The organism is Halorubrum kocurii JCM 14978 (assembly GCF_000337355.1).
Lineage (GTDB): Archaea > Halobacteriota > Halobacteria > Halobacteriales > Haloferacaceae > Halorubrum > Halorubrum kocurii.
This window is the reverse complement of the sequence record NZ_AOJH01000046.1, coordinates 1-9,791: the sequence shown is the minus strand read 5'-3', so window position 1 is coordinate 9,791 and position 9,791 is coordinate 1. Positions and strand designations below refer to the sequence as shown.

General features: G+C 68.7%; 10 protein-coding genes. 7 read left to right on the top strand and 3 right to left on the bottom strand.

Going from position 1 to position 9,791, the window contains the following annotated elements:
* A partial coding sequence (locus C468_RS06705) for a deoxyhypusine synthase (protein ID WP_008848130.1) occupies positions 1–1,026 on the top strand: 1,026 nt, incomplete at its 5' end.
* Between the two features lie 106 nt (positions 1,027–1,132).
* Here C468_RS06705 and C468_RS06700 read toward each other — a convergent pair.
* On the bottom strand, positions 1,133–1,309 hold the full coding sequence (locus tag C468_RS06700) for a 50S ribosomal protein L37e (protein ID WP_008848129.1): 177 nt from the start codon (positions 1,307–1,309) through the stop codon (positions 1,133–1,135).
* Positions 1,306–1,548 carry an LSM domain-containing protein gene (locus tag C468_RS06695; RefSeq protein WP_049912118.1) on the bottom strand — a complete coding sequence of 81 codons (243 nt, stop codon included), beginning with the start codon at positions 1,546–1,548 and terminating at the stop codon, positions 1,306–1,308. The genes C468_RS06700 and C468_RS06695 overlap by 4 nt, the downstream gene beginning before the upstream one ends.
* A gap of 297 nt (positions 1,549–1,845) precedes the next feature.
* Between C468_RS06695 and C468_RS06690 the strand changes: the two genes are divergently transcribed.
* The 3 genes from C468_RS06690 to C468_RS06680 are packed head-to-tail and all read left to right on the top strand — an operon-like array spanning position 1,846 to position 5,212.
* Positions 1,846–3,198 carry a ribonuclease J gene (locus C468_RS06690; protein ID WP_008848127.1) on the top strand — a complete coding sequence of 451 codons (1,353 nt, stop codon included), beginning with the start codon at positions 1,846–1,848 and terminating at the stop codon, positions 3,196–3,198.
* A complete protein-coding gene (locus C468_RS06685) occupies positions 3,195–4,241 on the top strand; it encodes a polyprenyl synthetase family protein (RefSeq protein WP_008848126.1) in 1,047 nt (348 codons plus the stop codon). The genes C468_RS06690 and C468_RS06685 overlap by 4 nt, the downstream gene beginning before the upstream one ends.
* Before the next feature lie 44 nt (positions 4,242–4,285).
* Positions 4,286–5,212, top strand: a complete 927-nt coding sequence (locus C468_RS06680) for a DMT family transporter (protein WP_008848125.1) — start codon at positions 4,286–4,288, stop codon at positions 5,210–5,212.
* Between the two features lie 209 nt (positions 5,213–5,421).
* Here the strand turns inward: C468_RS06680 and C468_RS06675 are convergent, their stop codons facing one another.
* Positions 5,422–5,889, bottom strand: coding sequence for a peroxiredoxin (locus tag C468_RS06675; protein ID WP_008848124.1), 468 nt, complete (start codon positions 5,887–5,889; stop codon positions 5,422–5,424).
* Between the two features lie 79 nt (positions 5,890–5,968).
* Between C468_RS06675 and C468_RS06670 the strand changes: the two genes are divergently transcribed.
* The 3 genes from C468_RS06670 to C468_RS06660 all read left to right on the top strand — a co-directional run bounded on the left by C468_RS06670 (position 5,969) and on the right by C468_RS06660 (position 9,729).
* On the top strand, positions 5,969–8,206 hold the full coding sequence (locus tag C468_RS06670; RefSeq protein ID WP_008848123.1) for a histidine kinase N-terminal 7TM domain-containing protein: 2,238 nt from the start codon (positions 5,969–5,971) through the stop codon (positions 8,204–8,206).
* Positions 8,207–8,269: 63 nt separating this feature from the next.
* On the top strand, positions 8,270–9,178 hold the full coding sequence (gene map / locus C468_RS06665) for a type II methionyl aminopeptidase (RefSeq protein ID WP_008848122.1): 909 nt from the start codon (positions 8,270–8,272) through the stop codon (positions 9,176–9,178).
* Positions 9,178–9,729, top strand: a complete 552-nt coding sequence (locus C468_RS06660; RefSeq protein ID WP_008848121.1) for an HIT family protein — start codon at positions 9,178–9,180, stop codon at positions 9,727–9,729. The genes map and C468_RS06660 overlap by 1 nt, the downstream gene beginning before the upstream one ends.
* The last annotated feature ends 62 nt before the right edge of the window (positions 9,730–9,791 follow it).

Genomic DNA, 9,791 nt, shown 5'->3' with positions numbered 1-9,791 from the left:
GACCCGCCGCGCGAGGAGTTCCACGAGGACCCGGTGGGACACACCCGCGCGACCGCCGGAATGACCGTCGGAGAGCTGGTCGACGGGTACGGCGACGCGGGCATCGGCGCGGCGTCGGTCAACGAGGCGGGCGACGTGCTCGCGGAGATGTTCGCGAACGACGACTGCACCGTGTTCCTCTCGCTGGCGGGCGCGATGGTGCCCGCCGGGATGCGGCGGGTCGTCTCGGACCTCATCCGGGACGGCTACGTCGACGCGCTCGTGACGACGGGCGCGAACCTCACCCACGACTCCATCGAGGCCATCGGGGGCAAACACCACCACGGTCGGACGCACGACCCCGAGAAGACCCCCCGGGAGCACGACGAGGGGCTCCGCGACGAGGGGGTCGACCGCATCTACAACGTCTACCTCCCGCAGGAGCATTTCGCCGCGTTCGAGGGCCACCTGCGCGAGGAGGTGTTCCCGGCCCTGGAGGCCGACCCCGAGGGAGGGGACGGCGGAGCCGGGACCGACGCCGTCGGCATCGCGGACCTCACCCGGGAGCTCGGCCGCGCCAACGCCGTGGTCAACGAGCGCGACGACGTGGACGAGGACCCCGGCGTCGCCGCCGCCGCCTACGAGTGCGACGTCCCGGTCTACTGCCCCGCCGTGCAGGACTCCGTGCTCGGTCTGCAGGCGTGGATGTACGCCCAGACCGCCGACTTCACGCTCGACGCGCTGGACGACATGACGGCGCTGACAGACCTCGCGTTCGAGGCCGACGACGCCGGCTGCCTGCTCGTCGGCGGCGGCGTCCCGAAGAACTTCACGCTCCAAACGATGCTCGTCACGCCGCGGGCGTACGACTACGCGGTCCAGATCACGATGGACCCCGAGGCGACCGGCGGGCTCTCCGGCGCCTCCTTAGAAGAAGCGCGCTCGTGGGGGAAACTGGAGAAGGACGCGCAAAACGCCTCCGTCTACGGCGACGCGACCGTCATGCTGCCGATGCTGGTCGCCGCCGCCCGGGAGCGCGTGGAGTAGCGCCACCGATCGCGTCGATCGATCAGCCGCGACTCGCCGCCGATCGACTCCGGCGGCACGGCTGGAGAGCTGAGAAACGAGAGCGTCGAAAGAGAGGGCGCGGTCGTCAGTTGTCGCCGGACTTCGACTGCCAGGCGTAGTCGCGGCGGGACGGCGAGTCGCCGAAGCCGCACGAGGAGCAGCGCTCCTTCTTGACGTGGTAGGATTTCTCGCCGCAGCGGCGGCACTTCACGTGAACCGTCTTGTTCTTCTTCCCCTGAGAGGGCGTTCCGGAGCCGGTCATGCTTTGATGGTGACGACGTTATCGCCGCGTATAATCGTTGTGTCTTCGATTGCGACCGCGAACTCGCCGTCGAGATCGTCGTCGACGCGGTCGTCCACGTCGGACTCGGGCTCGATGACGACGTTCATGTGTTGGTCGTAGCCGGCGAGGATGCCGTAGTACGTCGTCCCGTCTTTCAGGTGTACCGTCACCGGATCCTCGAGCGACGCTTCGAGCACGTCGAGGGGTCGTCCACTCATTGTCCGTATCGCCGCCCGTCGCACTAATAAAAATACCGGGACGATGAGGTGGCTCGCCACTCCTCGTCGCGGGACGTGTCCGCGAGTCACGCCGAGAGCCGCCGCGGACGGGACCGAACCCGGGTGTTTTTAACGTGGGCGAGAGTACGCCGAAGTACCACACTCCCGCGGGACACGGTGAGTCGACGTCGGCTCGGCCGTAGCGGGGCCTCAACGAAGCGCGGACAAACGTAGCGCTGACGGCTCCTTGCGGGGTTTCAGTGATGGACGCCTACTACGGCGTTCGAACCACAAACCATGGAAATCGAAATTGCGACACTCGGCGGTTACGAAGAGGTCGGTCGACAGATGACGGCGGTCCGAGCGGGTGAGGACATCGTCATCTTCGACATGGGCCTGAACCTCAGTAAGGTCCTCATCCACGACAACGTGGAGACCGAGAGCATGCACAGCCTCGACCTGATCGACATGGGCGCGATCCCGGACGACCGCGTCATGAGCGAGCTGGAGGGCGACGTCCAGGCGATCGTCCCCACCCACGGTCACCTCGACCACATCGCGGGCATCCCGAAGCTCGCGCACCGGTACGACGCTCCCATCGTCGGCTCCCCGTACACGATCGAGCTGGTCAAACAGCAGATCGACGACGAAGGGAAGTTCCAGGTCGACAACGACCTCGTGAAGATGAAGGCGGGCGGGACGATGGCCATCGGCGACTCCGAGCAGGTCGAGATGGAGTTCGTCAACGTCACCCACTCGATCATCGACGCGATCAACCCGGTCCTCCACACGCCCGAGGGCGCGATCGTCTACGGGCTCGACAAGCGACTGGACCACGACCCCGTCATCGGCGACCCGATCGACATGGACCGGTTCCGCGAGATCGGTCGACAGGACGAGGGCGTCCTGTGTTACATCGAGGACTGCACGAACGCCGGCCGGAAAGGCCGGACCCCCTCGGAGTCGTACGCGAAGAAGCACGTCGAGGACACGTTCACCTCGATGGAGGACTACTCGGGCGGGATCGTCGCCACGACGTTCTCCTCCCACATCGCCCGCGTGAAGACGCTCGTCGAGTACGCCCGCGAGATCGGCCGCCAGCCGGTCCTGCTCGGTCGCTCGATGGAGAAGTACTCCGGCACCGCCGAGCGGCTCGACTTCGTCGACTTCCAGGGTGACGTCGGCATGTACGGCCACCGGAAGTCGGTCGATCGCGCGTTCAAGCGCATCATGAAGGAGGGGAAGGGCAACTTCCTCCCCATCGTGACGGGCCACCAGGGCGAGCCGCGCGCGATGTTAACCCGCATGGGTCGCGGCGAGACCCCGTACGAAATCGACGACGGCGACAAGGTCGTCTTCAGCGCGAGCATCATTCCGGAGCCGACCAACGAGGGGCAGCGGTACCAGTCCGAGCAGCTCCTCCGGATGCAGGGCGCGCGCCTCTACGACGACATCCACGTCTCCGGCCACCTCCGCGAGGAGGGGCATTACGAGATGCTGGACGCGCTCCAGCCCCAGCACGTGATCCCCGGTCACCAGTCGCTGAAGGGTCGCTCGCCGTACGTCGACCTCGCGAAGTCGCAGGGGTACAAGCTCGGACGTGACGTCCACGTCACGCAGAACGGGAGCGTCATCCAACTCGTCGAATGACGAGCGAGACGAAGGAGGCGCGGGTGCTGGAGGCCATCCGCGAGCGGCGTGACCTCGTCAACGCCGCTATCGATGAGGAGCTGCCGGTACAGCACCCGGAGCGGCTCTACGAGGCGACGCGGTACATCCTCGAAGCCGGCGGCAAACGGCTCCGACCGACGGTGACGACGCTGGCCGCGGAGGCGGTGACCGGCGTCGACCCGATGGGCGCAGACTTCCGCGAGTTCGACGCGCTCGACGGCAACACCGTCGACGTGATGCGCGCCGCGGTCGCGATCGAGGTGATCCAGTCGTTCACGCTGATCCACGACGACATCATGGACGAGGACGAGCTCCGGCGCGGCGTCCCGGCCGTCCACGAGCAGTACGACACCTCGACCGCCATCCTCGCCGGCGACACGCTCTACTCGAAGGCGTTCGAGTTCATGACGGAGACGGGCTCCGACCCGGCCAACGGGCTGGAGGCGATGCGGATGCTCGCGTCGACCTGCACCGAGATCTGCGAGGGACAGGCCCTCGACGTCGCCTTCGAGAGCCGCGACGACATTCTCCCGGAGGAGTACCTGGAGATGGTCGAGCTGAAGACCGCCGTCCTCTACGGCGCCTCGGCCGCGACGCCAGCCCTCCTGCTCGGCGCCGACGAGGAGGTCGTCGACGCCCTCTACCAGTACGGGATCGACTCGGGGCGGGCGTTCCAGATCCAGGACGACGTGCTCGATCTGACCGTCCCCTCCGAGGACCTGGGCAAGCAACGCGGCTCCGACCTCGTCGAGGGGAAGGAGACCCTGATCACCCTCCACGCCCGCCAGCAGGGGGTCGAAGTCGACGGCCTGGTCGACGCCGACACGCCGGCCGAGGTGACGGAGGAGGCCATCGACGACGCGGTGGCGGCCTTAGAGGAGGTCGGCTCGATCGCGTACGCCCGCGAGACGGCCGAAGACCTCACTGAGCGGTCGAAAGAACACCTCGAAATCCTCCCCGAGGGCGGGTCCCGCGAGCTGCTGGCTGACCTCGCGGACTACCTGATCGTCCGCGGCTACTAACCGAAACGGACACCGCTATACTTCCGGAGCCGCACTCTCCGATCGTGTCTAGGTACCGAGACGTCGCGCTGTTCTTCGCGCTCGCGCTGCTCTGGGGGGCTTCTTTCGTCGCCATCGAGGTCGGGCTCGACTACTACCCGCCGGTGCTGTACGCCGCCTATCGGTTCGATCTGGCCGCGCTGGTGCTCGTGACGTACGTCTTGGTGACGGAGGCCGCCCCGCTCCCGCGGACCCGCGGCGACGCGGCGGCGATCGGGTTCAGCGGCGGCCTCTCCGTCGCCGTCAACAACTCCCTGCTGTTCGTCGGCCAGCAGTACACGACGAGCGGGATCGCCTCGATCACCTACAGCCTCGTTCCCATCGCGACCGCGGCGGTCGCGGCCGCGTGGATCGGCGACTCGGACCTCGACGCGCGCGGCGGGCTCGGCGTGGTGTTGGCGTTCGTCGGCGTCGGGCTCGTCGCCCAACCGGACCCGGCGAACCTCGCCGGCGGCGTCACGGTCGGCGTCGGACTCATCTCGGTCGGCGTGATCGCGGTCGCGGTCGGCAGCGTCGGGCTCCGCACGGTGGAGACGAGCTTCTCGAGCGTCGCGCTCACCGGGTGGGCGATGCTGTTCGGCGCGCTGCTGATCCACGGGTTCAGCCTCGGGCTCGGCGAGCCGCAGCGGCTCCCGTCGACCGCGCTGCCGGCCATCGGGTCGCTGCTGTTCCTCGGCGTGTTGGCCTCGGCGGTCGCGTACGTCATCTACTTCACGCTGCTCGACCGGCTGGGTCCCTTCGAGATCAACCTCGTCTCGTACGTCGTCCCTGTGGTCGCGACGGTGACGGGCGCGGTCCTGCTCGCCGAGCCGGTGACGGCGCTGACGGTCGCCGGGTTCGCCGTCATCGTCGTTGGGTTCGGCCTCCTCAAGCGGCGCGCGATCGCCACGGAGGTGCCGCGGCTGCTCTCTCGGATCGCCGGATTATTTTAAATCATAGGCTGAAAACCGGTTCTCAAGGAAGTCTCAGCCCTGAAGTCGCCGGTAGCTAACGAGTGCGGATCGACCACCGAGAGGTCTGCCGGTGCAGAGAGACGTCGGCCCATGCTGGTCTGTGGGTGACGGACGCTGGCCGGTACTGCGGCTAAACGCGACGCGAATCGCTCATTCCGGCAGGGCTACTTGAATAGTGCGTCGCCGAGTCAGCCGTCCAGCGCGTCGATGTCGTCGATGATCTCGGCCGCGTGGTCCTCGGGGGAGACCCCCTCGTACGCGAGCGCGACCGTCCCGCCCGAGTCGATCACGTACGTGTTCCGGAACACGCCGTCGAAGGTGTTCCCGAACATCTGTTTCTCGCCGTACGAGTCGTACGCGCTCGCGACCTCGCCGTCCGGGTCCGAGAGCAGCGTGAACGGCAGGTCGTACGCCTCGGCGAACGGTTCGAGGTCGTCGACTGGGTCGTCGCTGATCCCGACGACCGCGACGTCCGCCCCCTCGAAGGCGTCCCACTCGTCGCGGAAGCCGCAGGCCTCGGCGGTACAGCCCGGCGTGTCGGCCCGCGGGTAGAAGTAGACGACCGTGTAGCGCGCCGCGGACGGGTCGACGGTGACGGCGTCGCCGTGCTGGTCGGACAGCGCGATCGCGGGTGCGGAATCGCCCGGTTCGAGCATACGTTCCGTGGTTTCGCCCCGGTATTAGGATGTTCGGTCCGGTTCCTTTTTATCCGCCACTATCATCCAACCGGTATCGATGGAGTGGCAACCGACGCCGTACACGGCCCCGTTGCTCGTGGCGGCGCTCGCGTCATTTTCCTTCGCGGTGTACGCCGTTCGGAACCGGACGCGCGGCGGGAGGCCGCTCGTGGGGAGCTTCGTGGCCGTGACGGTGGCCAGCGGCCTCTGGTCACTGGCGTACGCGGCGCAGCTGTCGGCGACGACGCTCCCGGCGACCCTGCTGTGGAACCGCTTCGTCTGGCTCGGGATCGCGATGCTCACCGTCGCGTGGCCCGCGTTCGTGTTCGCGTACGTCGACTGGACGGCGTGGTTCCGACCGCGGCGCATCGCCCTGCTGTGTCTCGTACCCGCGAGCGCCGTCGGCGGCATCCTCCTCGTCGGCGCCGATCCGCTTTTTTATACTACACCGTCGCTGACCGGTTCGAACGGGTTCCTCGTCATGGAGTACCTCCCGACGCCGGCACTCATCGGGTTCATGACGTACAGCTACGCGGTGAACCTGTTTACCTTCGGTGTGCTCGGCTACGCCGCGCTCGCCCGGGATGGCGTGTTCCGCCGGCAGGCCGCGCTCTTGCTCGTCGCCGGCGTCGTGCCGATGATCGTCGGGGTGGTCGGGATCACGGGGACGCTCGGCCCGGTGTTCGTCGACCTCACGCCGGTCACGTTCGCGGTCACGTCCGGGCTGCTCGGCTGGGTCGTGTTCCGCCACCGGCTGCTCGACCTCTCGCCGATCGCCCGTGACGCGGTGTTCGCGAACCTCTCCGACGGCGTCGTCGTCGTCGACGCCGACGGTCGCGTCGTCGATCTGAACCGACCGGCTCGGCGGCTGTTCCCGTCGGCTGCGGTCGGCTGCGGCGTCGAAGAGGCGTTCGAACGCGCGCCCGCAGTGGCGGACCTCGCGTCGTCGACCGCGGTCGACGACGGGGACCGGACGGGCCGCCGCGCCGGGCCGGAGCCGGACACCGACCTCAGGGTGACCGTGGACGGCGGCTCCGATCCTCGCTTCCTGACCGTCGCCGCCCACCCGATCGCCGCGACTGGAGGCGGGTTCGGCTCCGGGCTCGGGCCGGGAACCGGATCCGAACCGGAGGGCGGATCTCGGAGGGGCGCCGCGACGGGCGGAACCGTCCTCCTGTTCCGCGACGTCACCGAGCGCGAGACCCTCCAGCGTCGCTACCGGGCGCTCATCGAGAAGTCGCCGAACGTCATCGCCGTCTGCGGCACCGACGGCCTGCTCCGGTATGTGAGTCCGTCGATAGAACGGCTGCTCGGTCACGCGCCCGCGGCGATCGAGGGGCGACCGGTGATCGATCTGGTCCACCCTGACGACCGGCGGGAGGCCCAGCGCGCGTTCGAGCGGGCCTTCGAGACCGGCGACCCGCAGGCGCTCGACCACCGGATCACCCACGCGGACGGAAACTGGCGCCAGTTCGAGACGGTGGTCGAACGCCTGTTCGAGGACACCCAAGAGGTGGTGATAACCGCTACCGACGTAACCGAGAGCAGCCGGTACGAACAGCGGCTCCAGGTCCTCAACCGCGTCCTCCGGCACGACTTGAAAAACGACACGAACGTCATCGGCGGCTACGCGGACCTCCTTCGCGACCACGTCGACGACGAGGGCGACGAGTACCTCGACGTCATCGACCGGAAGGTGGAGACGCTGACCCACCTCAGCGATCAGGCCCGCGAGATCGACGTCGCGCTCCACAGCGACGGCGCGCGGGCGGACATCGACCTGTCGGAACTGGTCACGCGGCTCTGCGAGTCGCTCGAGTCCTCGTTCCCGACGGCGACGGTGACGGTGTCGACGCCCGACGCGGCGGTCGTGTGCGCCGACGAGCTGTTGGAGTCGGCGGTCCGCAACGTGTTGGAGAACGCCGTCGTCCACAACGACGGGGACCAGCCCATCGTCGAGGTGGCCGTCACCCCGGACGACGGCGGATACCGGATCGCCGTCGCCGACAACGGTCCCGGGATCCCGCCGGTCGAGCGGAGCGTGTTCTCCGAGGCGCGGGAGACGGCGCTCGAACACGCGAGCGGGCTCGGGCTCTGGCTCGTCCACTGGATCGTCACCGAGTCCGGCGGGGACCTGGACATCCACACCCGGGAGCCGACGGGGACCCTGATCACGATGTGGCTCCCGGCCGCCGACGGTGAGACGGCGGAAGGAGCGAAGACGGCGGAAGGGGAGGCGGCCGGGGAGCCGGCCGCAGGCGCCGGTTCGAGGGCAGACCCCGACCCCGCGCCGTAACGCGGCGAGGGTCCGCGAACGCCCTCCGCAACCTCTTTGCGGTCAGTCACCGAACCCGGAGACATGAGCCACGGATCCCTGGACGACGACGCGGTCGAGAGCTACCGAGAGGCCGGCGCGGTGTTGGTCGAGGCGATGAACGAGGCCCGCGAGATGGTCGAGCCGGGACGGTCCCACCTCGAGGTCGCCGAGTGGACGGAGGACTTCATCCGCGAGCAGGACGCGGGGCTCGCGTTCCCCGTCAACATCAGCGTCGACCCGGAGGCGTCGCACGCAACCCCGGGCCGCGACGACGACACCGAGTTCGGCGAGGAGATGGTGTGTCTCGACGTCGGGGTCCACGTCGACGGCTACATCGCCGACGCCGCGGTCACGGTCGACCACACGGGGACCCCCGAGCTGGTCGAGGCCGCCGAGATGGCGCTGGAGGCCGCCGTCGACGAGGCCGGACCGGGCGTCGAGGTCGGGGTGGTCGGACAGGCGATCGAGGACGTGATCCGCGGGTACGGCTACACGCCGGTCCTGAACCTCTCCGGGCACGGCGTCGAGCGGTACGACGCCCACACCGGGCCGACGATCCCGAACCGGGGCGTCGATCGCTCGGTCGAACTGGAGCCGGGACAGGCGGTCGCGATCGAGCCGTTCGCCACCGACGGCCGCGGGAAGGTCGGCGAGGGGACCGACGAGGAGATATTCGAGCGCGAGGGCTCCGCGAGCGTCCGCGACCGCCGCGCGCGGCAGGCCCTCGAGGAGATCGAGGCGTTCGACGACCTCCCGTTCGCGGCGCGGTGGCTCGAGGGAGACCGGGTGGAGATGGCCCTGCGCCGCCTGAAGCAGGCGAACGCGGTGAAGGGGTACCCCGTGCTGAAGGAGGCCGACGACGCCCTCGTGAGCCAGGCGGAGCACACGCTGCTCGTCACCGAGGACGGCGTCGAGGTGACGACTGCCGGCATCCACGACTTCGACGACTGATGGACCGGATCTACGCCCCGTGGCGGATCGAGTGGGTCGAGCGCGAGTCGGACCCGATCGACGGCTGTCCGTTCTGCGTCCTGCCCGAGCGCGAGGACGACCGCGAGTCGCGGATCGTCGCCAGAAGCGAGCGCAACTACGTCCTCTTGAACAACGCGCCGTACAACCCGGGCCACGCGATGGTGATCCCGAACGAGCACCGCGAGGACCCGACCGACCTCGGCGACGCCGTCCTCTTCGACCACGCGAAGCTGAAGGCGGCGACGCTCGCGGCGTTGCGCCGCGACGTCGACCCAGACGGGGTGAACACCGGACAGAACCTCGGCACCTCCGCGGCTGGCGGCTCAGTCGACCACCTCCACACGCACGTCGTCCCGCGGTGGGACGGCGACACGAACTTCATGCCCGTCACCGGCGGCACGAAGGTGATCGTGGAGGCGATCGACCGCACCTACGAGCACCTCCACGCCGGCTTCGCGGCCGGCGACGACGTGGTCGACTCCGGCGACGCCGAGGCCGGTGAGGCGGTCGAGTTCGAGTTCGACGTCTGAAGCGGCAGCGACGATCCGGTATAAACAACGGTGCGGTGGCGCGCGCCTCCGAGCGGGCCATC

Excerpts from the sequence above, each read along its gene's own strand:
- map (WP_008848122.1), top strand. The coding sequence starts at position 8,270 with ATGAGCCACGGATCCCTGGACGACGACGCGGTCGAGAGCTACCGAGAG.
- C468_RS06695 (WP_049912118.1), bottom strand. The coding sequence starts at position 1,548 with ATGAGTGGACGACCCCTCGACGTGCTCGAAGCGTCGCTCGAGGATCCG.
- C468_RS06685 (WP_008848126.1), top strand. The coding sequence starts at position 3,195 with ATGACGAGCGAGACGAAGGAGGCGCGGGTGCTGGAGGCCATCCGCGAG.
- C468_RS06675 (WP_008848124.1), bottom strand. The coding sequence starts at position 5,889 with ATGCTCGAACCGGGCGATTCCGCACCCGCGATCGCGCTGTCCGACCAG.
- C468_RS06670 (WP_008848123.1), top strand. The coding sequence starts at position 5,969 with ATGGAGTGGCAACCGACGCCGTACACGGCCCCGTTGCTCGTGGCGGCG.
- C468_RS06660 (WP_008848121.1), top strand. The coding sequence starts at position 9,178 with ATGGACCGGATCTACGCCCCGTGGCGGATCGAGTGGGTCGAGCGCGAG.
- C468_RS06690 (WP_008848127.1), top strand. The coding sequence starts at position 1,846 with ATGGAAATCGAAATTGCGACACTCGGCGGTTACGAAGAGGTCGGTCGA.
- C468_RS06700 (WP_008848129.1), bottom strand. The coding sequence starts at position 1,309 with ATGACCGGCTCCGGAACGCCCTCTCAGGGGAAGAAGAACAAGACGGTT.